Origin of the sequence: Mesorhizobium sp. (assembly GCF_024509055.1) — a bacterium.
In the GTDB taxonomy this organism is placed as follows: Bacteria; Pseudomonadota; Alphaproteobacteria; order Rhizobiales; family Rhizobiaceae; genus Mesorhizobium.
Genome location: NZ_JANINM010000389.1, coordinates 1 through 21,593 on the forward strand (window position 1 = coordinate 1; position 21,593 = coordinate 21,593).

A 21,593-nucleotide genomic window follows, 5' to 3' on the forward strand; every position below is an offset into this window, starting at 1 on the left:
CAGCGGACTGAAAATCCGCGTGTCGGTGGTTCGAATCCGCCTCTGGGCACCATCATTTTCCCAGCCTGTCTCTAGTCCGGTGATTTTTCCGCAGCTTCGTTTCGTTGCCTCGGAATCGGCGCTGGCTCTCCCACATAAGCGGAACCAGTTTGCTCTCATCCCGCCGATTGCGGATTCACTTTGCTTGGTGATCCCCCCTTCCTAGGGCAAACTCCCTGCCGGGCTTTCAGGAGGAGAAATGAGAGCACGCGCGGCGACCGTCGGTGACCTGGAAGATGTTTTCCATGACCTGTCCAAACGGATGTCAGACGAGTATGTGGCCGCCGGCAAGGACAGCAAAAGCGCCTACGACAATCTGATGATGAACCTGAAGGAGGGCCGGGCTCATGCCCTCGTCCAGGGCGACAAGGCCGTGGCGATCATTGCCTGGCATGAGCATGGCGATGCGGCCGATACGCTGTTTGCCGCGCAGGAGGACTTCTTCTCCGCGGCCACCGTCCGCTTCTGCAAGCGGCATATCCGCCATATCCAGGCGCTCGCCGGCAATTTGCCCATACACTCGCGCAGCTGGCTGGACAGGCCGGATGCGGCAAGGTGGTTCAGGATCATCGGCTACGTCGACCGGGGGCGCGAGGACGGCGCCACGCTGTTCGAATTGCCGCCGGATCGCAACGGCTGAGTAGCGGGCACGCCGCGCGGAATTTGTTCGGCTGCGGTTTTCTCCACCGAGCAGGCGGCTCTCACATCCCGAACCAACGTGAGCGCCGGCTGGCCCCGAACGTTTCCTTGTCGGCGCGCAACGCGAGCGACGGTTCGTAGTAGTTGCCGGTTGGCGCTGGGCCGGAGAAGAAATCAACCTCGACCTTGCCGATGCGGCCACCGCCGAACTCGATGTAGCAGGTGCCGAAACCGTCATAGAGGGTGCCGCTGCCCTGCCGACGCAGTTTCGCAACGAGAGCGCTGGCCACCGCCCGCGCGGCGCCCTCTGCAAACACGCCGGCTTTCGGCGTGCCGGTGTTGGCGCCGTCGCCGATGGCATAGACATTCTCGTATCTGGTCTCGAGCGTGCGCGGATTGACAGGTATCCAGCCATTCTCAGCCATACCGCTTTCCAGCACGACGGGCGGCACACGGTGCTTCGGAACGCCGAGGAAGAAGTCGAAGGGCATTTCGGCGCCATCGTCAAGGACGGCCACGTTGCGCCCGTTGTCAACGGAGGCGACGCGGCGGCCGGGAATGAACTTGATGTCGCGCTCGGCGAAGGCCGCAAGCAACGCTCGCGAAGTATCGGGCGATGGCGGCACCGGGCTGCCCAAGGGTAGTACCAGCGCGATCTCGCAAGCTCCCCGCACACCTTGCCGCGTCAGATAATCGTGCAGCATCAGGACGCATTCGCTAGGCGCCGGCGGGCATTTGTAGGGCGCGCCGCACACGCCGACCACTGCCCTGCCCTTTTTTGAAGGCCGGCAGCATGTCGCGCAACCGCTCGGCGCCGGCAACCGAATAGAACTCGTTCGTTCCGGCAAGTCCGGGCGTCGCATCGAAATCATACTCGGCGCCGAGCGCCACGATCAGGTGGTCGGCATCGAACACGCCGTCGTCCGTGGTGACACGGCGCTTTTCGGGATTGATCGCGGTGACGGTGCGCTTCAGCAACCGGACTCCGGGCTTGGCGAAACGGCTGTAGGGCATGCGCACGCCATCGGGCTTCTTCAGGCCGAACATCACATCGAGCTTGGAAAAGCCGAAGATAAAGGAATCGCTCTTGTCGATCAGCGTCACTTCGATGCTGTCACCCATCGCCTCGGACAGCAGCGTCGTCAGTTCCAGGCCGCCGAAACCCGCTCCCAGGACGACAACACGTGGCTTGCTTGCAGTGCTCATCTCGGTTTCCCACCAGGCTTGTCGGCAGCCTTGCGAAAGGCGCCGAGTTGATCAGTCAATCCACTGGATGGATGGCGGCGAGGACATCTCTGATGCCCTCGCCACCGCTTTTCATCAGGTCAGAATGGGCTGCGGCACGATGCGGATGTAGGGCTTGGGCTCCTTCCAGCCCTGCGGATAGAGCTGCCTCGCCTCATCATTCGAGACCGAGCCCGCGATGATAACCTCGTCGCCAGGCTTCCAATTGACCGGTGTCGCCAGGCGATGCTTGGCGGTCAGTTGGAGGGAATCCACCACGCGCAGGACCTCATCGAAGTTGCGGCCGGTCGTCATTGGGTAGGATATCACCAGCTTGATCTTCTTGTCGGGGCCGATGACATACACATTGCGCACCGTCTGGTTGTCGGCGGCGGTGCGGCCGTCCGCGCTGTTACCGGCTGAGGCCGGCAGCATGTCGTAGAGTTGCGAGATGGCGAGCGTCGGATCGCCGATCATCGGGAAGTTGGGCGCCATCCCTTGCGTCTCGGCGATGTCCTTTGCCCAGCCGGAATGCTTCTCGACCGGGTCGACCGAAAGCCCGATAACCTTGACGCCGCGCTTGTCGAACTCGGGCTTGAGGCGGGCCATATAACCGAGCTCGGTGGTGCAGACCGGCGTATAGTCCTTCGGATGCGAGAACAGGATGCCCCAGTCCTTGCCCAGCCATTCGTGGAAGGAGATCGGGCCTTCGGTGGTGTCGGCGGTGAAGTCGGGAGCGATGTCCGCGATACGGAGTGACATGGTTTTGTTCCTTTCCGGTTGGAATTCGATTGCGGGGGCATATTAGGAAATCTATGTTCCGCCAGCGTTCCCCGACGCCCCCTGGCTGGTGACGGCTCTTCCGGCGCTACGGGTGGCCTGCCTGATGGTGCCTTCATGCGCGTTTCGATCCATCTGCTCGGCCGCTTTGCCGTCTGCGTCGATGGCCGGCAGATTCCGTCAGCCGACTGGCGCCGCGACCGGGCCGCCGCCCTGGTCAAACTTTTGGCGCTGAAGCCCGGCCATCGCATCCATCGAGAGCAGGCGATGGAAACCTTCTGGCCCGATGCCGACCCGGAGTCAGCTGGAACCAATCTGCGCAAAGCCATCCATTTCGCCCGGCGCACGCTCGGCGCTCACGACCTCATCGAGGTGAGCAACGACGTTGTTTCGCTTGCCCCTCATGTCGAACTCGAGATCGATACTGAAGGTTTCGAAGCAGCCGCAAAGGCCGCGCTGCGCGATGGCGACAAAAGCGCTTTCGAGCACGCCGCCGACCTCTATGGCGGCAGGCTCTTGCCGGACGATCTTTTTGTCGAATGGCTCGACGCGCCGCGCGCGCAGTTGCAGCAGCGCTACGGCGACTTGCTGCGCGCCGGCAAGCTGTGGCAGCGCCTGATTGCGCTCGACCCGGCTGACGAACAGGCGCAATGCGCGCTGATGCAAGTTGCTCTCGACGCCGGCAACCGCGTCGAGGCGATCCGCCAGTTCAACCAGTTGCGCGACAATCTGCACGCAGAACTCGGCGTCGGGCCGAGCCGCGCGACGATCGCGCTCTACGAAAAGGCGCTCGCGCTCTCCAGCGCCGAAACCGTCAGTCCGCTGGAGCGCATCCGCACATCGCTCGCCTGGGGACTTGTGCATCTGCAGAGCGGCGAGTTCGACAAGGCGAGCGAGATCGCCAGGCAGACCCGCGACCTGGCGCTGGGCGCCGACCTGCCGCGGGAAGTCGGCGAGGCGAGCGCGCTGCTTGGTCTCGCCTCCATGATGCAGGCGCGGTGGCCGGAGCTTTTCCGGTCCGAATTCATCGAATGGGTGCGCGCCAAGCCGGCCTTCGTGCAGCATGTTTTCGACGGCCATCTCTGCCTCTCCGAATTTTGTCTCTGCAGCGCCAAGGGCCACGCGGAAGTGGCGGGGCTCGCCCGGGAACTGCTCGCCGTCGCCGAGCAGGCCGGATCGAATGCCGGCCGCGGTCTCGCTTGCCTGTTGCTCGGAGAGGCCGCTCTGTTTTCGGGCGAACTCGACGAGGCCGAAGGCTTCCTTAGCGAAGCAGAGCGGTTGCTCCTGGAGGCGGATGCAGTCGCCGGTCGGGTGCTTGCCATCGAGCGCCTGGCCGAGATCGCGCTGGAACGCGGCCAGAAATGGCGCGCCAGCCGGTTGATCCGGCGCGGCCTCGCGGACGCGGAACGGTCATGGCTTTCGCCGCATCTCATCATGCGCGTGCAGGCACTTGCCGTGCGAGCCGCGTCGACGCCCAAGATGGTGGCGGAGGAGATCCTGGCCGGCGACAGGCTGCTTACCCCCGGGGCCTGCCAGCCCTGTTCCATGGCGCTGCGCACGGCCTCGGCGATCGCGCTTGCCCAGGCGGGCGAGCTCGAGCAGGTCGACAAGCGGCTGAACGAGGCGGAGCGCATTGCCGGCATGTGGCAAGGCGGTCCATGGGCGGCCGCGCTGTGGGAAGCGCGCGGCGTGCAGCGTCGAGCGCAGAACAAGGAAGTTCGCGCTTTGGCTGCCTTCGACGAAGCAGCCGGTCGTTACGAGGAGCTTGGCCGTCCGCGCGATCAGGCACGGTGTCTTGCGCGGATGGGCCGCGAGGGCTGACCGTTCGCTCGGTCGGACGTTTCGGTGTCCGGCGTGGCACCGCTTGCGCAAAACACCAATTGACCCGATTGTAAGGGAGGCAAACCGGGGGCAAATCGGCGCTCCAACACTTGTTTTTGCGCATGACCGTTCGGACCCGCGCCGGAGGTTCGGAGTGATGCGCGATATTGGCATGCCTGCTGGAACACGAGATGCTTCGCGCTTGCTTAGTTCTTATCGCCTTCGTTGCCCTGGCAATGCCATCCGAGGCCGGCGGACGGCCCTCGCATCTCTTCGACCGCTCCAATTTCGCGACGGCCTATCTCAGCGAATCGGACCTTGTGACCGCTTACACGACCGGCATGGCGCGCTACCGCCTTCAGCTCGCGGCGATCGGCGGCGAAGCCGCCGTGCCTCTCGAGCCTCTGGCCTTGCGGCCGGAATTCAGCCAGCGGACATGGCGTTCGGCAGATGGGAGCCTGTTGCAAGGCTTTGTCGGCAAGGGCGGCTTCCGGTTGACGATCGGGAACTGCCTTGCCAGCGTCTGCGCCGCCAGCGAATGCAGCGAGGCCGGCTGGCCCGTCTATGCCTGCAGCGACGGGCGAAAGCGCAAGATGTCCGTCAAGAGCTTTGTGACCGCGAACTTCGACGGCGTCGCCTATCGGCGCCTGAGCGCGTCACAGCAACAATGATCGCAACCACGCCATGGCGACGGCTACGTGCCTGCGAGCGGGGCTGCAAGACGCTTCTTCAATCTGCGGAGCGAGAGGCTTCGACGCAGACGAAACCAGCCAATGCGACGCCGAACACGGCGCATTGCAGCGAGATGAAGGGCATCTGCGCTGCCGCTGCCGCGACCTATCGCCAGATCCGGAGTGGATGACAGTCGCATTACGGTGCGCAGCGCCTGTGCATGCATTTCGGCATATCTGCTGTAATTCGCGGTAGCTTCCCAACCCGGCGGCCGCGACAAGACGGTCGGGTTATTGTTGATCTCGAAGGTCTGGATCCGGCCCTCGACAATGCCGTAGTCGATGCGGCCATAATCAATGCCTGCCAGGCTGAAGACGTGCTCGATCTGCGATGCGTGGGGGTTTTCAGCCACGTAAGCGCGGCTTTCAGCTCGGTCGGCTTCGGTGAAACGGGTACTTGGAAACTTAATGTACCAGTTCTCATTGATGAAGCAGTGTTGCGGGTAGACCGTAGGTCCTACCTTATAGGCGGAATACTTGCGGAAGCGGCCGTCCGAGGAGGGCGCTGCGCCATATTCGACAATCATCAAATCGGGGTCGCGCCTGATCTTCGGCGGCAGGCCGGCAATTGCCGATTCAAGGGCGTCGCCGGTATCCAGCAATCCGGTCAGCGGTGGATCGTGCCGACTTTCCCAGCGCACGAACACTGGGAAGCGCTGAATCCTGTGGCGATCGTCCAGACGATGCACATCGAAGGCGTTCAGCCCAGCAGCTTTTAGCCGCTTCAACAAATTAAAGCGACCCGGCACGCTTGCAGGATTGTTGAGCAACAGTGCGGCAGGGTCCTGTGCCGCAATACTTTGATGGAGCGCCGACGCAGCCTGCAATTGCGCCGGCGTCAGCCTTTCGAAATCCGTGAAAATGAAGGTGCCCGAGGCCAACCTGCCCAGTTTGGGGATTTCTTCATACGGAATTATCCGCAAAACGTCGCGAAGTTCATGGTCGTAATAGCCAAGGAATACCCCGATCGTGTAAGCGTGTCTGCGAGTGCAAAGATAGTAGATCGGGGCTGAAGCCGCTGCGGTCATGGACAAATTGATCCCAGGTAGTTGTAATCGAAGGTTCCCCGGCGAGCCCGATGGGGATTGATCGCGCAACTATGCATGGAGCCCCTTCATCGGCGGAAGGTTGGCACGAAGCTCACCGCTGGCAAGGAATTCGCGCCGGCTTCTTCGATGGGTGCTCGGATATATACGCGATTCATGACGAGATGCGCGGCGAAGCGCCTGTCTGGCAGGCGCCGTGGGGTGATGTCTACGTAACCAAATACGACCTTGTTTCGGCCTGCCTTGTCAATCGTCAGTTGTCGCATGTCCCGCCCAGCGGTGGAGCAGATACAAGCGGTCAGCGATCGGCCATCAACGACTGGCTGATGTATCAAGAAGGACATGCGCACACCACGATCCGCCAAGCCCTGCAGCGCCCCTTTGCCGGCAAGGGTGTGTCAGCCCTTGCACCCGTCGTGGCGGAGGCTGTCGAGCTTCTCGTTTCAAGAGCCGCCTTTTCCGGCACAGTCGATGTCGTGGCCGCCTTCACGCGCGCAGTACCCGAACGGGTAATCTGTCGCGTCCTTGGCGTTCCCGCCGAAGACATGCCGATGCTCCGAGCCTGGTCAGCATCAATACGCGCGATCCTCGATACCGGATTCGACGATGCCTTCGGGCTCGGAGCCAGCGCCGCTGAAGAGATGTCGATCTATTTCATCGAATTGCTGCGTGAGCTTCTCGCGCAAGGCGAAATGCCGCCATTGCTCGTTGGACTGCCGGCGCTTGTCGAAGAGATGGGGCTGACTGTCGCCGGTCGCAATATTGCCTTCCTGGCATTTGCCGGGCACGAAACAACCGTGCATCTTCTTGGAAACATGTTGTTCCATCTGACCCATGCGCCTGCCCAATGGGAAGCCCTGCGGTCAAATCGACATCTTGCCTTGAATGCGGTGACGGAAACTTTGCGCATGGAAAGCCCTGTGCAGAAGATTTGCCGGTGGCCATTGCAACAGATCGAGCTCGACGGCCGTGAGATCGCGGCAGGACAACTGGTTGTGCTGTTGGTCGGGGCGGCCAACCGAGATCCGGCCCAGTTCGCCGATCCCGCACGTTTCGACCTCGCCCGCCCCGGCAGGCAGAATCTCGCTTTCGGCCGTGGCGCCCATGTCTGTATCGGCAGGGCGTTGGCGGAGATGGAAGGAAAGCTGCTGCTGGAAGCGATGCTTCAGCGCTGGAAGAGCATGGAACCGACGGCCGATGAGGCGAAGTGGATGGACAATTCGTCGATCCGCGGGCTGGAGCGGCTTGCCCTTCGGCTAGGGTGAAAACCCGTCAAATCAGGGAGCTTGCTCGTCCAGCGTGGACAAAAAGGCGCTGTCCACCTCCTTGAGCAGGACGGGCGCCTTCATGCCGGCGATGCTCGTGCCGCCCCGAAGCCGGTAGCGTTTCAAGCGACCGAAGAGATCGTCGACCAGCGTCACCCGTACACGATCGAGTTGGCCGATCCGGCGGGCATACTCATATTGGGGGTTCGCGCCGAGCGCCTTATCGAGTCTTTCGGCGATCGCTGCGTTGGCCGAACCGTGAGGACCAACCTCAAGCAGAAGCCTGTAATGCGGGCTGGGCGCTGTCGTGGCGGCAAGCAGCGCGTAAGAGGCGGGAGCGATTTCATCGACGCAGCGCGCGACGAAAGGCTCGTTCAGCTTTTCGCCGCACATATCGACTGAAATGCCGGCGCGACCACTGAATCGGAGACGCGGGGTGTTGCCGCTGAAGCCGACGATCTCGACCATGTCGTGCGTGTCATAGCGATAGAGGCCCGAGCCGGTCGTAACGATCAGCCTGTAGGTCCTGCCGCTCGTAAGCTGCCAGGCAAAGCGGCAAACGCCATCGTCGTCGACGAATTCGAAAAAGCCGCTGGACGCGGCGAGGCTGGAACCGGGACCCTCCCCGTAGGGGAAGGAGACGGCGGCCTCTGTTGACATCAAGCCCTTCGATTGCATGAAGGCACGCGGAAACAACGCCTGGAGTTCGGCTGCAAAACCTTTGCTCGAAGCGTCCGTCCAGCAGCTGATCGTGTCGAGTCGAGGCCAGATCGCCGAGAGATCCTCCTGCCTACCATCGAGTACATCCTCCAGCGCCTTGATGCGGCGCCGAACCATATCGATGGGCTGCGATACGGCCAAATCGGCGGCCAATTGGGGCAAGAGGCTTGCCGCATCGCGCCGCATCGCGCGCAAGATTTCGGTGAGATAGGTAGGGCTCCACACCCAGATCAGGGTGAGATCCTCAGCACGGAGCAGATGTAGGCAGGTCCGCCGCTGCCAGGCATCGAAGTGCGAAAGAAGTCTGAGTTCCATCGGTACCGCGGAAAGCTCGATCATGCTGTCGCGCAAAGCGCCAAAATAGGCGAAGGGCATGGGGCTGCCCAAGGGATACGCTCCGATACGTCGGTCGAGCGAGCGGCCTACAGGGCTCAACGCAAAGTAGCTTCGGCCTTCCCCTACAGCCGGTCGTCGTCGCAGGAGATCAGCCAGCCAAGGATAGAGGCAGTCGGTGAAGGATTTGAGCCCAGCATCGGTATAGGGGATATTCTTGACGCCCCCGGAACTCCCACCGGTCTGCTCGAAGAACCGGACCGGTTCTGCCGTCAGCACCGCATCCTCGCCGGCGATCAACCTGCCGATATAGGGTTGGATGGCGCCATAGTCCCTGATGGGTACAAGGACGCGGAACGACTCGGCCGAGGTGATTTGCGAGAACCGGTTTTCCCGCCCGAAAGCGGTGGAGCGATTGGCGTCGATCAGATCTGCCAGCATCCGGCGCTGCGCTGCCTCGACATCACCGAGACCGGTCCGGAAACGCGCATCGACCGCAGCCGTGGCTTCGGCTATCCGCGCCCAAGCTTCAGCGACCACCGCGCAGGCCCTCGGCAAAGCTGGCAGCTCCATACCGCTTCAGATTTGCGAGATCGAACTCAGCAAGGCAGGCGAGTTCGACGCCACGGAAATACCAAGGGTTGGCTCTCAGGAAGAAGGCTGCATAGCGGTTGCGCGCAGCCTTCTCTTCGACCCTCGCCCATTCCTGCCTGAGATGACCCAGCGACTGGCCGAAGTCGATCAGTCCGGTTCTGGTATCGAAAAAGCGGCCATAGCGCGCCGTCGCTATCAGATTGCGTATCCGTTCCAGGTCGCTCCTGTCCTTCCCATCGATGGCCGGGACGAACTCGCGGAAAAAGTTGGGCAGAATACGGAAGGTGCGGTCGCCTTTCACGATCGAGAACCAGAAGAACCTCCCCTCTCCGATCGTCGACTTGGCCACGCCAGCCGCACGGAACCAGGCTCGCAGGAGGACCGGATCGCCCCAGCGAGAGGAATCGAGCACCGTGTCGCCGGAAAAAAGATAGTGCACTGTTTCGCCGTCGATCACCTGGCGGTCGACCACCAAGGTCGAGAAGCCGACGATGCCTTGCTTGCCGCGAACAACGACCACGGCGTTCTTTTGCGAGAGATCGCGTTCAAACCGGCCACGATCGGTGGCGGTGTAGTATTTTTCATAGAGGCTAAACATCTCGTCGCGATCGTCGGTACCGAGATCGCCGATCAAAATCGTGCCTGACTCGAGTGAGTCGGTCTGCTCCGCCACTGCCGCCGCCCTCGAAGGACCCCCACCTGTGACATATCGGATAAGTTAGCGCTTGCTCAACATGGATTTTGCATGACCCTTCGGGTCCACTCAGGGTCCAGCCCCGACGACGGGTTGCGAAGCCGCTATTGCCCATGGCATCTGTCGCCCGGCCAATTGGGAAGCCTCGCCGCGTCATGATACAATCGCTCCGAGTCAACCGACGGTCATCCGGCGGGAAGGTCGGCCTCGCCCGGGCGCTCTCCAAGCTCGGCTTCTGCTCGCGCAAACAGGCCGAACTGTTGATCGCCGAAGGGCGTGTGCAGGTTGGCGGCAAGGTGGCGCGCGACCCTTCGATGTGGATCGATCTCGAACGTGACCGCATATCAGTCGACGGCGAGCGCATCGCCGCCGAATGCAAAGTCTACCTGATGCTCAACAAGCCGCGCGGGCTGGTCACCACGCGCGACGACCCCGAGGGTCGCGGCACGGTCTATGACTGTCTCGAAGGATTGGACCTGCCCTTCGTGTCGCCGGTCGGCCGTCTCGACAAGGCGAGCGAAGGCCTGCTGCTGATTAGCAACGACACTAGGTGGGCCAACGCCCTGCTTGACCCCGCCTCGCATGTCGCCAAGACCTATCATGTGCAGATCGCATCCGCGCCCGACGAAGCGATGCTCGAGCGCTTCCGCCAGGGAGCCATCGTCGACGGCGAATTGCTCACCGCCAGCTCGATCGAGCCGTTGCGCAGCGGCGGGCGCACGGCGTGGCTGGAGATCGTGCTCGACGAGGGTCGGAACCGCCAGATCCGCCGGCTGCTCGGCGCGTTCGATATCGAGGTTTTGAGGCTGGTGCGGGTGGCGATCGGCCGCCTTCAGCTCGGCGACCTCGCCAAGGGCAAGGCTCGACATCTGACGGCCGAAGAGCTGGCGGTTCTTGCGACGTAAGGGATCACCGAGGGACTACGCTACCTCTGGTTCCACCTGCGGATGACCGGCTCGGTCAGGTCGTGCTCGTAGCCGAAGATGCTGAGGCTTGCTGTGTCGAGCACGAACAGCGCGCCGCCCTCCGGCGGCAGGGCGACCCAGCGGGCGGCCAGAACGCGCAGGAAATGCGCGCTGGAAAAGACAAGCACATTGCCGCCGACGGCGCGAAGCCCGGCAATGATGACATCGGCACGGGCGCCGACATCGGCAGCCGTCTCACCGTCCGGACAACCATCGCGGAACAGCTGCCAGCCGGGGCGCCCGGCAAGAATCTCCTTGGTCGTCACGCCCTCATAGGCGCCGTAGTTCCATTCCTGCAGGTCCGCCTTCTTCACCGCGCGCTCGCCGAAGCCGGCCAGCCGGCATGTGTCGAAGGCGCGTTGCGACGGGCTTGACCAGACGGCTTGGAAGGTCAGCCCCTTCAGCCGGTCAGCAACGCTTCGAGCGGCTTCCTCGCCTTTCGCGGTCAGCGGGATGTCGGTGCGGCCTGTATGCTTTCCCGAGGCGCTCCACTCCGTCTCGCCGTGACGGACCAGATAGATTTCAGGAAACGCGCTGCTCATTCGCCGCCCTCGGGTTGAATGGTTGCATAGGCCGGGAAGCGGCCGCCGTCACCCTAGAGCATGATGCCGAAAAGTGCGAAGCGGTTTTCGGGTGACATCATGCTCTATCTCTTTGATTTAGAGCCGGATTCAGATTTCAGGTCGACTCGACCTGAAATCATCCGGCTCTATGCGGCGCCCCGCAACAGGCCGTGGTGGAGCCACGGCCTGTTGCGGGTCGAGGCGCCTGATGGGATCAGGCAGGCCGCAGGCCGGGCAGCGAAAGATCGGCCTCTTCAGGGAGGCTGCCGGCCATGGCGGCGGCGAATTTCGCCTGGTCGAGTTCGCCTTCCCAGCGCGCCACGACGATGGTCGCCACCGCGTTACCGACGAAGTTGGTGAGCGCCCGGCATTCCGACATGAAGCGGTCGACGCCGAGGATCAGCGCCATGCCAGCAACCGGCACCGAAGGCACGACCGAGAGGGTGGCGGCCAAGGTGATGAAGCCCGCGCCGGTGATGCCGGCGGCGCCCTTGGAGCTCAGCATGGCGACCAGCAGCAGCAGGATCTGGTCGCTCAAGGTGAGCGGCGTGTCGGTCGCCTGAGCGATGAACAGGGCGGCCAGCGTCATGTAGATGTTGGTGCCGTCGAGGTTGAAGGAATAGCCGGTCGGGATGACCAGGCCGACCACCGAGCGGTTGCAGCCGGCGCGCTCCATCTTAGCCATCAGACCGGGAAGCGCCGCTTCCGAAGACGAGGTGCCGAGCACGAGAAGCAGCTCTTCCTTGATGTAGCGGATCAGCGCGAGGATCGAGAAGCCGTTGTACCAGGCGACTGTGCCCAGCACGACCAGCACGAAGAGCAGCGATGTCAGGTAGAAGGTGCCGATCAGCATGGCGAGGTTGGCAATCGAGCCGATGCCGTACTTGCCGACGGTGAAGGCCATGGCGCCGAATGCGCCGATGGGGGCTGCCTTCATCAGGATGGCGACGAGGCGGAAGATCGGCGCGGTCAGCGCCTGCAGGAAATCGACGACGGGACGGCCGCGCTCGCCGACGAGAGCAAGCGCCACGCCGAACAGCACCGAGAAGAAAAGCACCTGCAGGATGTCGCCCTGCGCGAAGGCGCCCGTGATGGTGTCGGGGATGATGTTCATCAGGAAGCCGACGATGGTCGAGTCATGCGCCTTTTCGGTGAAGGTCGCCACCTTCGACGGATCGAGCGTCGCCGGGTTGATATGCATGCCGGCGCCCGGCTGGACGACGTTCGACACGACAAGACCAACAATGAGGGCCAGCGTCGAGAAGACGAGGAAATAGATCATCGCCTTGCCGGCGACGCGGCCGACCTTGTGCAGGTCGGAGACGCCAGCGATGCCGGTTGCCACGGTGAGGAAGATCACCGGCGCGATCACCATCTTGACCAGCTTAATGAAGGCGTCGCCGAGCGGCTTCAGCGAAGCGCCGATGTCGGGATAGAAATGTCCGAGCAGGATGCCGGCGGCGATCGCCGTCAGGACCTGCACATAGAGATGCCGGTAAAAGGGAACCTTGCCGCGCGGCTCGGCGGCAGCGATTGCTGTCTGCATCATGTCCTCCGTTCAGCCCCGATCGAGAAGCTCGACCTCCCGGGGCGTTGACCTCCACAGCCTCGCGGCTGCTGTGAGATGCCATTGCAACGGGCATGCCAGATTTGGCCGGAGGGACCCCTTTATTGATTCTGCTGGATTTTTCGTTCCGCCCCTGCCCTGCACTGACGCTGACCGTGCGATGATCCGCATAGGTCGAATTGTACTTTGTGCGAAATCATGCACAAATGCGACATGCTGCAACGCCCTGCCGCTGCCCTGCCTGCCACGCCCGAGCTGCTAACCCAGCGCGCGCGCCGCGCATGGCTGCTGTTTGCCGCGATAGCACTCGCGATCGTCACGGCGGCGCTATACGCGGCCGGGCTCTATGGCCGCTCGACTCAGATAGAGGCGCTGGCGGTGCAAGGACGCACCGACGCCAATCTCAAGGTCGCGCTGCTCCGCGCCGTGCTCGAAAACCCGCGTGCGCTGCCGCTGCTTCTTTCCGAGGACCAGCAAGTCCACGACGCGCTGACGCAGCGCAGCCCGTCCGCCATCGATGTGCTCAACCGCAAGCTGGAAGGGCTGGTTTCCGGCACCAAGGCATCGGTCCTCTATGTCACCGGCACCAACGGCCTGGCGATCGCGTCGAGCAACTGGCGAGAGCCGGCGAGCTTCGTCGGCAACGACTACGGGTTCCGCGCCTATTTCTCGGCCGCCATGCAATCAGGAACCGCCGAGTATTTCGCGCTCGGCAATGTCAGCAAGCGTCCGGGCCTTTACATCTCGCGCCGTGTCGACGGCGCTTCGGCGCCGCTCGGCGTGGTGGTCGTCAAGATGGAGTTCGACCAGCTCGAGGCCGACTGGCGCGAGGCGAACCGCCCTGCCTATGTCAGCGACGAGCATGGCGTGGTGCTGATCACCAGCGTGCCCTCCTGGCGCTTCATGACTACGGCTCCGCTTGCCCAGCCGGTGCTTGCCGATGTCCGCGCCAACCAGCAGTTCGGCGACGCGCCGCTGATGCCCCTACCGGTCACCAGGCCGCAGGCGCTCGGCACCGACGCCGCCCTGGTCCACGCCATCACGCCGGGCTGCAGCAACGCGCAGTATCTCAGGCTGTCGACGGCCGTGCCCTCGACGCCGTGGCGGCTCGATTATCTCGTTCCGGCGGAGGCGCCGATTGCGGCCGCCCAGCGCGAGATGCGGCTTTTGAGCCTCGCCGTCGTCGTTCCGCTCGTCGCGCTTGCCGCCTATCTGTTGTGGCGGAGGCAGTCCGGCCAGATGCGGATCGCGGCGGAGCAGGCGGCGCGAGCGGAGCTCGAACGCGGCGTCGCCGAACGCACCAAGGACCTCAGCCTCGCGCGCGACCGTTTGCAGGCCGAGATTGCCGACCATCGCAGCACCGAGGCTAGGTTGCAGGGCATGCAGCAGGAGCTGGTGCAGGCCAACCGCCTGGCCACGCTCGGCCAGGTCGCCGCCGGCGTGGCGCATGAGATCAACCAGCCGGTGGCAACCATCCGCGCCTATGCCGACAACGCGCGCGTCTTCCTGGAGCGCAAGCAGGTGGCGCCGGCGGAAGAGAACCTTAGCGCCATCGCGGCGTTGACCGAGCGTATCGGCTCGATCACCGAGGAACTGAAAGCCCTGGCCCGCAAGGGCCGCACGGCAGCGGAGCCAATCGAACTGCGCGGCACCATCGAGGGCGCCGTGGTGCTGCTTCGAAGCCGCTTTGCCGGCCGACTGGACGCGCTGGCGATCACCTTGCCGCCGCCGGCGCTCAAGGTCATGGGCAACCGGCTGCGCCTGGAACAGGTGCTGATCAATCTGTTCCAGAACGCGCTGGAGGCGCTCGAAGGCCGCGACGATGGCAAGGTGGAGGTAGCGGCCGCGCAAACTGGAGACAGCGTGGCGCTTTCCGTGTCGGACAACGGTCCGGGTATTCCGACGGCAGTGCTCAAGTCCTTGTTCACGCCCTTTAACACTTCGAAGGAAAAAGGTCTCGGGCTCGGCCTCGTCATCTCCAAGGACATCGTCGCCGACTATGGCGGACGCATCGAGGTGTCGAGCGACCGGAACGGCACCCGCTTCACCGTCCATCTCGCGAAGGTTGACCCGGCATGACGAACGGCAATCCGGCACCGGTCATCCTGATCGATGACGACAGCGACCTCTTGAAAGCGACAAGGCAGACGTTGGAGCTGGCCGGCTTCGCGGTATCGGCCTTCTCGGCCGCCAAAGACGCGCTTGCCGCCATAGACCCAAGCTTCGCAGGCGTCGTGGTGTCGGACATCCGCATGCCCGAAATCGACGGGCTGCAGTTGTTCGACCGCGTGCTGCGCCTCGACGCGGATATCCCCGTCATCCTGGTCACCGGCCATGGCGACATCGCCATGGCCGTCAAGGCGATCAAGGACGGCGCCTATGATTTCATCACCAAACCCTTCGCCGCCGACCGGCTGGCGCAAAGTGTGACCCGGGCAGCGGAGAAGCGTCGCCTGGTGATGGAGAACCGTGCCCTGCGCGAGGCCGCCGAGCAGGCGCAGGACGGTCTGCCGCTGATCGGCCAGACGCCGGCGATGGAGCGATTGCGCCGCACGCTGAGGCAGATCGCCGATACCGATGTCGACGTGCTGGTGACCGGCGAGACCGGCTCGGGCAAGGAAGTGGTGGCGGGCCTGCTGCATCGCTGGAGCCGGCGCGCCAAGGGCAATTTCGTCGCGCTCAACTGCGGCACGCTGCCGGAAACCGTCATCGAGAGCGAGTTGTTCGGCCATGAGGCCGGCGCCTTCACCGGCGCGCAGAAGAAGCGCATCGGCCGCATCGAGCATTCGAGCGGCGGCACGCTGTTTCTCGACGAGATCGAAAGCATGCCGCCGTCGACGCAGGTGCAGATGCTGCGGGTGCTGGAAATGCGCGAGGTGACGCCGCTCGGCACCAACGAAGTTCGGCCGGTCGACCTGCGCGTCGTCGCCGCCGCCAAGGTCGACCTCGGCGATCCGGTCCAGCGCGGCAATTTTCGCGAGGACCTCTATTACCGGCTGAACGTGGTGACGCTCTCGATCCCGCCGCTGCGAGAGCGCCGGGACGATGTCCCGCTGCTGTTCGGCTATTTCGCCGAGCGCGCGGCCGCCCGCTTCCGGCGTGCAGTGCCGGTCACCACGACCGCGATACAACGCCATTTGCGGGAACATGACTGGCCGGGCAATGTTCGCGAGCTCGCGCATTTCGCCGAGCGCTTCGTGCTCGGGCTGGAGGAGACAGCCAATGCCCCTTCATCCGCGATTGCGGGAGAAGATGCTGCGTTGCCGTTGCCTGAACGGGTCGATCGCTACGAAGCCGAGCTCATCCGCGAGACACTTGGTCGCAACGACGGCGATGTCCGGCGCACGATCGAAGCGCTCGGCATCCCGCGCAAGACCTTCTACGACAAGCTGCAGCGTCACGGCATCGTGCGCAGCGATTTCTCCCGATAGATCAAGCCCGTGGAACCATGGACGACCGCCAGCCGTTTAGTCGCGCCGGGAACCGTGGCACGTTGGCACCAGCCGAAATGCGAATGCTCCGCTGCAACGGCGTTGCCGGTTGCGCTCGGCATGCGTTGATGGTTTGTTGCCGCTCAGCGGAGAATGAATGATGCGCGAATCCCTTGGTCATGACGAATACGGCTCGGCCAACCCGTTCGATCCGGACGAACTGGCGCACCTCAACGCCATGGGGCCGGTGGTGGGCAGCGGCAATGATTTCGAGAAATACGCCGTCGCCGTCATCATCGTGTTCGGCGCTCTGATCATCGGCGGCTTGATGGCCGCGTCGCTGTCTTTCGGTCACCGTAACGGCTTCCTGTTCGCCCTCGGTGGCGCTACTTCAGCCTGGATTTCGGGCAATGCGCTGCTGCTCGACCGGCCGCGCATCTATGCGCTGTTCGTCGGCATTGCCGCCGTGATGTTGATCGCGTCCACGATCACGCTTGTCACCTGATCCATCTTCAATATCCAAGCGCCTCGCCGGAACGGGCGCGGCTGTCGATGGCGCCATTGTAGCGCGCTCCGCCGCCTTTCTCGATTTCGGCCAGGCTCTTGCCGCCGACCAGTATCCCGGCCGCCTGGCCCCATGTCTCGTCGCCGAGATCCAGATGGTAGCCCATGCCGGCCAACAGCTTTTCGGTGTCGGGCGACAGCCCGAACGGCTCGACATAGATCGTGTCGGGCAGCCATTGGTGGTGGATGCGCGGCGCGTCGACCGCCTCCTGGATGTTCATGCCGTGGTCGATGACGTTGACGATTGCTTCCAGCGTGATGGTGATGATGCGCGAGCCGCCAGGGCTGCCTATGACCATGAACGGCTTGCCGTCCTTCGTGATGATCGTCGGGCTCATCGAGGATAGCGGCGTCTTCTTCGGCTGGATGGCGTTGGCCTCGCCTTGGACGAGGCCGTAGAGGTTGGGCACGCCGGGCTTCTGGGTGAAATCATCCATCTCGTTGTTGAGCAGGATGCCGGTGCCGTCGGCGACGACGCCCGCGCCGAACGAGCCGTTCAGCGTATAGGTAACCGAGACCGCGTTGCCGTCCTTGTCGATGATCGAATAGTGCGTCGTCTCCTTGCTCTCACCGAAGCCCTTCGGCATCAGGTCCTTGGACACGCCCGCGCGGAACGGGTCGATCTTTTCGCGGATATCCCTGGCGTAGCCCTTGTCGAGCAGCTTCGAGACAGGGTTGTCGACGAAGTCAGGGTCGCCGAGCGCCGAGTTGCGGTCGACATAGGCATGCCGCATGGCTTCCACCATGACATGGACCGTCTCGGCCGAGCCAGCGCCGAGATAGGACAGCGGGTAACCCTCAAGCACGTTGAGGATTTCGCAGATGATGACGCCGCCCGAACTCGGCGGTGGCGAGGAAATGATCTCATAACCGCGATAGGAACAGGTGACAGGTTTCAGCTCACGCACCGCATATTGCTCGAAATCGGCCTTGGCGAGGATGCCGCCCTTGGCGCCGCTGGCCTTGACGATGGCGTCGGCGATGCCGCCCTTGTAGAAGGCGTCAGGCCCCTTGTCGGAGATCGCTGAAAGCGAGGCGGCGAGGTCCGGCTGGATGAGCCGCTCGCCGGCGTCGTAAGGCTTGCCGCCAGGCCTGAGGAAGATGGCGGCGGCCGCCGGGTCCTTCGCCAGCCGGTCGGCGCTGTCGGCGAACGTGGCGGCATCGCCCTGGCTGAGGACGAAACCCTCCCTGGCATAGGCAATCGCCGGCGCCATCAGGTCCTGCCGGGACTTAGTCCCATATTTTTCCCGCGCCATCTCGAGGCCGGCGACGGAGCCGGGCACGCCAACGGCGAGATAGCCGTCGAGGCTCGCGCCCTCGATCGGATTGCCGTCCTTGTCGAGATACATGGTCCTGGTGGCGGCCGACGGCGCGCGTTCGCGGAAATCGATGAAGGTAGAGCGGCCGTCCTTCAAGCGAATGGTCATGAAGCCGCCGCCGCCAATGTTGCCGGCGTCGGGGTAGACGACGGCCAGCGCATAGCCGACAGCGACCGCCGCATCGACAGCATTGCCGCCCTTCTTCAGAACATCGACGCCGACCTCGGTGGCGAGATGCTGGGCGGTCACCACCATGCCATGCTCGCCCTTGGCAGGGGCGCGCGAAGCGGCGAAGGCAACTGCAGACGGCGTGAAAGCGACGGCGAAGGAGAGGCTGACGGCGATCAGCGTCCGGCGGGTGATATGCATGGCAGGGCTCCGGGCGTTGGGGACGCCAAGGAAACCTCGTCCGGGCGGGTTAGTCCAATAACAATTGAATAAGCGAACAGATCCGCCTCAAACTATACCGCCACCGCCGCCGACGACAGCCGGCCGTTCCGCCGCCACCTTCGCCCGGTAGCCGACTTCGCGATAGGCGGCGACCGGGTCGACGGCGCCTCCCGTCCGAAGCCTAGCCATGGCGAGGATCGGCTCGACGTCGGTGCGGTAGGCGATTTTGAGCGTCTGCGTCGCCATCAGCGCGTCATTGGCGTCCTGGTAGCCCTCCAGCGCCTTGCGGTCGACCAGCAGCGCCTGCGCATAGGCGCGCTGCACCTCGACCGCCGACAGCATCAGGCTTTCGATCGGGTCGGTGACATTGTGGCTCTGGTCGAGCATGTGGGCGGGATTGAAACCCCTGACGCCCGATAGCTCGGCATCGACCAGCTCGTTGAAGACGAGGAAGAGCCGGTAGGGATCGATCGAGCCGGCGTCGAGGTCGTCGTCACCATATTTGGAATCGTTGAAGTGGAAGCCGCCGAGCTTTCCGAACTGGATCAGCCGCGACACGATCATCTCGATGTTGACGTTGGGCGCGTGGTGGCCAAGATCGACAAGGCAGAAGGCCTTGTCGCCGAGTTCCCTGGCGATGATGTAGTTGGTGCCCCAGTCCTGCACGACGGTCGAATAAAAGGCCGGCTCATACATCTTGTGTTCGGTGAACAGCCGCCAGTCCTCCGGCAGGCCGGCATAGATTTCGCGCATGGCGTCGAGGTAGCGCTCGAAGGCTTTGGCGAAATTCACCTGCCCGGGGAAGTTCGAGCCGTCGCCGATCCAAACCGTCAGCGCCTTGGAGCCGAGCGTCTTGCCGATCTCGATGCATTCGAGATTGTGCTCGACCGCCTGCCGCCGCGTGCCTGCGTCCGCGTGCGAGAGGGAACCGAATTTGTAGGAGAGCTTCTGGTCCCTGGCGTCGGAAAAGGTGTTGGAGTTCATGGCGTCGAAGCCGAGGCCGAAGCGCGAGGCCGCCTGCTTCAGCCTGTTCGGGTCTGCCTTGTCCCACGGAATATGCAGCGAGACGGTCGGGGTCGCCTGCGTCAGCTGGCTGATGACGGCGCAGTCCTCGATCTTGTCGAAGATGTCGCGCGGCTCGCCCGCACCGGGGAAGCGCGCAAAGCGCGTACCGCCGGTGCCCACACCCCAGGACGGGATCGCCACGCCGAATTTTTCGACCTTGTCACGGATGGCGTCGATGGCGATGCCGCGCCGGTCGAGACGTTCGCCGAGGGAAGCGTAGTCGCGTTCGAGGTCAGTTTTGCGAGCGGCGTTGTGGCTGGCGACGACGTCGGCGGAAATGATCGTTTCGGACACTACAAAAACCTCCCAATATTCGTACGGCAGGCGCAGTCCCTCACCCGACTGCCCGCCTTCCCTCCCGACGGAAACAGGAGGAACCAAGTGCTACCGCGTAAAGCTCTGCGCGTTGCCGGCGTCGACATTGACGATGTTGCCGGTCGACTTGGCCGACATGTCGGAGGCGAAGAAATAGATCGCTTCCGCAATATCCTCCGGGAACACCGAACGCTTCAGCATGGAGCGCGAGCGGTAATGCTCCTCGAGGTCGTCGGTCGACATCTTGTAGGCGGCGGCGCGCTGTTCCTTCCATTCTCCGGTCCAGATCTTGGAGCCGCGCAGCACGGCGTCGGGGTTGACGACGTTGACCCTGATCTGCGCCTCCGCGCCCTCCAGCGCGAGACAGCGCGCGAGGTGGATTTCCGCGGCCTTGGCGGTGCAATAGGCGGCAGCATTGGGCGAAGCGGCAAGCCCATTCTTAGAGGCGACGAAGACGACATTGCCACCGATCTTCTGGACGCGGAAAAGCCTGAACGCTTCGCGCGAAACGAGGAAATAGCCGGTCGACAGGATGTCCATGTTCCGGTTCCAGAGCGCCAGCGTCGTCTCCTCGATCGGCGCCGAAGAGGCAAGGCCGGCGTTGGACACCAGGATGTCGATGCCGCCGAACTCGACCGAAGTCTCGGCGAAACCGGCTGTCACCTGGTCCTCGGAAGTTACGTCGATCCGAACTGGCCGGACGAAATCCTTGCCATAAGCCTTTGCCAGCTCTTCATTGGCGGCGGCGAGCGCGGCCTCGTCGATATCGGCCAGTACCACGCAGGCGCCTCCGCGCAGCAACCGGTTGGCTGTCGCGCGGCCGATCCCGCCGGCGCCGCCGGTGACCAGCGCGATCTGGCCGGCGAGTGCCTTCGGCTTCGGCAGCCGCTGGAGCTTGGCCTCCTCGAGCAGCCAGTACTCGATGTCGAAAGCCTCCTGGGCGGGCAGGCCGACATAGGACGACACCGTCGACGCGCCGCGCATGACGTTGATGGCGTTGACATAGAACTCGCCCGAGATGCGGGCCGTGGCCTTGTCGCCGGCGAAGGTGAACATGCCCACGCCCGGCATCAGATAGACCACGGCATTGGGATCGCGAATGGCCGGCGAATCCGGGTGCTTGCAGCTGTCGTAATAGGCCTGGTAGCCGACGCGGTAGGCGGCGATGTCGTCGGCCAGCCGCGCGATGACGGCGTCGACATCCGGGTTCTTCGGATCGAATTCGATCACCAGCGGCCGGATCTTGGTGCGCAGGAAATGGTCCGGACAGGACGTGCCCAGCGCCGCGAGCGGCCGGAGGTCCTTGGAGTTGACGAACTCCAGCACCGCCGGCTGGTCGTCGAAATTGCCGAGCTTGTGGCTCTTCTCGGAGATCAGGCCACGGATCCTCGGCATCAGCTTCGCGGCAATGGCGCGGCGCGCCGGCGCGTCGAGCGCCTGCACCACTTCGCCGCCGAAGATCGCCTTGCCTTCCGACTTGCGCTCGAACCAGTCGATCGCCTGGTTGATCACCGAGATCGTCGTTTCG

Annotated in this window: 20 protein-coding genes; 9 read left to right on the forward strand and 11 right to left on the reverse strand. The window is 63.6% G+C overall.

What is annotated here, in order from left to right:
• Together Q0L57_RS19790 and Q0L57_RS19795 are read left to right on the forward strand one after the other, a co-directional pair.
• The coding region (locus Q0L57_RS19790) for a hypothetical protein (protein WP_296744721.1) at window positions 1-205 on the forward strand (205 nt) is incomplete at its 5' end.
• A 33-nt stretch (window positions 206-238) separates the two neighbouring features.
• Window positions 239-679, forward strand: coding sequence for a hypothetical protein (locus Q0L57_RS19795; RefSeq protein WP_296744722.1), 441 nt, complete (start codon window positions 239-241; stop codon window positions 677-679).
• A gap of 61 nt (window positions 680-740) precedes the next feature.
• On the opposite strand, the gene Q0L57_RS19800 is transcribed toward Q0L57_RS19795, so the two are convergent.
• The 3 genes from Q0L57_RS19800 to Q0L57_RS19810 form a co-directional block, all read right to left on the reverse strand.
• Window positions 741-1,382, reverse strand: coding sequence for an FAD-dependent oxidoreductase (locus tag Q0L57_RS19800; protein ID WP_296744723.1), 642 nt, complete (start codon window positions 1,380-1,382; stop codon window positions 741-743).
• 13 nt (window positions 1,383-1,395) lie between these two features.
• Window positions 1,396-1,884 (reverse strand): FAD-dependent oxidoreductase, encoded by a 489-nt coding sequence (locus Q0L57_RS19805; RefSeq protein ID WP_296744724.1) that lies wholly within the window; start codon window positions 1,882-1,884, stop codon window positions 1,396-1,398.
• 114 nt (window positions 1,885-1,998) lie between these two features.
• Entirely contained in the window at window positions 1,999-2,664 is a 666-nt protein-coding gene (locus tag Q0L57_RS19810) for a peroxiredoxin (RefSeq protein WP_296744725.1), read from the reverse strand.
• 135 nt (window positions 2,665-2,799) lie between these two features.
• Between Q0L57_RS19810 and Q0L57_RS19815 the strand changes: the two genes are divergently transcribed.
• Complete coding sequence (locus Q0L57_RS19815; protein ID WP_296744726.1) at window positions 2,800-4,503, forward strand: BTAD domain-containing putative transcriptional regulator; 1,704 nt, start codon at window positions 2,800-2,802, stop codon at window positions 4,501-4,503.
• 191 nt (window positions 4,504-4,694) lie between these two features.
• The gene (locus Q0L57_RS19820) at window positions 4,695-5,174 is read left to right on the forward strand and encodes a hypothetical protein (RefSeq protein WP_296744727.1); all 480 of its coding nucleotides are present in this window, start codon (window positions 4,695-4,697) and stop codon (window positions 5,172-5,174) included.
• Window positions 5,175-5,197: 23 nt separating this feature from the next.
• Here the strand turns inward: Q0L57_RS19820 and Q0L57_RS19825 are convergent, their stop codons facing one another.
• Window positions 5,198-6,262: a hypothetical protein gene (locus Q0L57_RS19825; protein WP_296744728.1), complete on the reverse strand. Its 1,065-nt coding sequence runs from the start codon at window positions 6,260-6,262 to the stop codon at window positions 5,198-5,200.
• A 50-nt stretch (window positions 6,263-6,312) separates the two neighbouring features.
• Between Q0L57_RS19825 and Q0L57_RS19830 the strand changes: the two genes are divergently transcribed.
• Window positions 6,313-7,545 carry a cytochrome P450 gene (locus Q0L57_RS19830; RefSeq protein ID WP_296744729.1) on the forward strand — a complete coding sequence of 411 codons (1,233 nt, stop codon included), beginning with the start codon at window positions 6,313-6,315 and terminating at the stop codon, window positions 7,543-7,545.
• Between the two features lie 12 nt (window positions 7,546-7,557).
• Here the strand turns inward: Q0L57_RS19830 and Q0L57_RS19835 are convergent, their stop codons facing one another.
• A complete protein-coding gene (locus Q0L57_RS19835; protein ID WP_296744730.1) occupies window positions 7,558-9,171 on the reverse strand; it encodes a GH3 auxin-responsive promoter family protein in 1,614 nt (537 codons plus the stop codon).
• Window positions 9,128-9,865 carry a hypothetical protein gene (locus Q0L57_RS19840; protein ID WP_296744731.1) on the reverse strand — a complete coding sequence of 246 codons (738 nt, stop codon included), beginning with the start codon at window positions 9,863-9,865 and terminating at the stop codon, window positions 9,128-9,130. The genes Q0L57_RS19835 and Q0L57_RS19840 overlap by 44 nt, the downstream gene beginning before the upstream one ends.
• A gap of 176 nt (window positions 9,866-10,041) precedes the next feature.
• On the opposite strand from Q0L57_RS19840, the gene Q0L57_RS19845 reads away from it, so the two are divergent.
• Entirely contained in the window at window positions 10,042-10,791 is a 750-nt protein-coding gene (locus Q0L57_RS19845; protein ID WP_296744732.1) for a pseudouridine synthase, read from the forward strand.
• A 20-nt stretch (window positions 10,792-10,811) separates the two neighbouring features.
• Here the strand turns inward: Q0L57_RS19845 and Q0L57_RS19850 are convergent, their stop codons facing one another.
• The gene (locus tag Q0L57_RS19850; RefSeq protein WP_296744733.1) at window positions 10,812-11,393 is read right to left on the reverse strand and encodes a histidine phosphatase family protein; all 582 of its coding nucleotides are present in this window, start codon (window positions 11,391-11,393) and stop codon (window positions 10,812-10,814) included.
• Window positions 11,394-11,628: 235 nt separating this feature from the next.
• Window positions 11,629-12,960 (reverse strand): dicarboxylate/amino acid:cation symporter, encoded by a 1,332-nt coding sequence (locus tag Q0L57_RS19855; RefSeq protein WP_296744740.1) that lies wholly within the window; start codon window positions 12,958-12,960, stop codon window positions 11,629-11,631.
• Window positions 12,961-13,194: 234 nt separating this feature from the next.
• On the opposite strand from Q0L57_RS19855, the gene Q0L57_RS19860 reads away from it, so the two are divergent.
• The 3 genes from Q0L57_RS19860 (at window position 13,195) to Q0L57_RS19870 (ending at window position 16,917) form a co-directional block, all read left to right on the forward strand.
• Entirely contained in the window at window positions 13,195-15,060 is a 1,866-nt protein-coding gene (locus Q0L57_RS19860; RefSeq protein ID WP_296744734.1) for an ATP-binding protein, read from the forward strand.
• Window positions 15,057-16,412, forward strand: coding sequence for a sigma-54 dependent transcriptional regulator (locus tag Q0L57_RS19865; RefSeq protein ID WP_296744735.1), 1,356 nt, complete (start codon window positions 15,057-15,059; stop codon window positions 16,410-16,412). Before Q0L57_RS19860 ends, Q0L57_RS19865 begins: the two co-directional genes overlap by 4 nt.
• Window positions 16,413-16,569: 157 nt before the next feature.
• Window positions 16,570-16,917, forward strand: a complete 348-nt coding sequence (locus Q0L57_RS19870) for a hypothetical protein (protein ID WP_296744736.1) — start codon at window positions 16,570-16,572, stop codon at window positions 16,915-16,917.
• Window positions 16,918-16,924: 7 nt separating this feature from the next.
• Here Q0L57_RS19870 and ggt read toward each other — a convergent pair whose 3' ends face one another.
• From ggt to Q0L57_RS19885, 3 genes are all read right to left on the reverse strand, one after another.
• Window positions 16,925-18,664 carry a gamma-glutamyltransferase gene (gene ggt / locus Q0L57_RS19875; protein WP_296744737.1) on the reverse strand — a complete coding sequence of 580 codons (1,740 nt, stop codon included), beginning with the start codon at window positions 18,662-18,664 and terminating at the stop codon, window positions 16,925-16,927.
• An 87-nt stretch (window positions 18,665-18,751) separates the two neighbouring features.
• A complete protein-coding gene (gene rhaI / locus Q0L57_RS19880; protein ID WP_296744738.1) occupies window positions 18,752-20,044 on the reverse strand; it encodes an L-rhamnose catabolism isomerase in 1,293 nt (430 codons plus the stop codon).
• A 90-nt stretch (window positions 20,045-20,134) separates the two neighbouring features.
• Window positions 20,135-21,593: bifunctional rhamnulose-1-phosphate aldolase/short-chain dehydrogenase (locus tag Q0L57_RS19885; RefSeq protein WP_296744739.1), on the reverse strand; the 1,459-nt coding region annotated here is incomplete at its 5' end.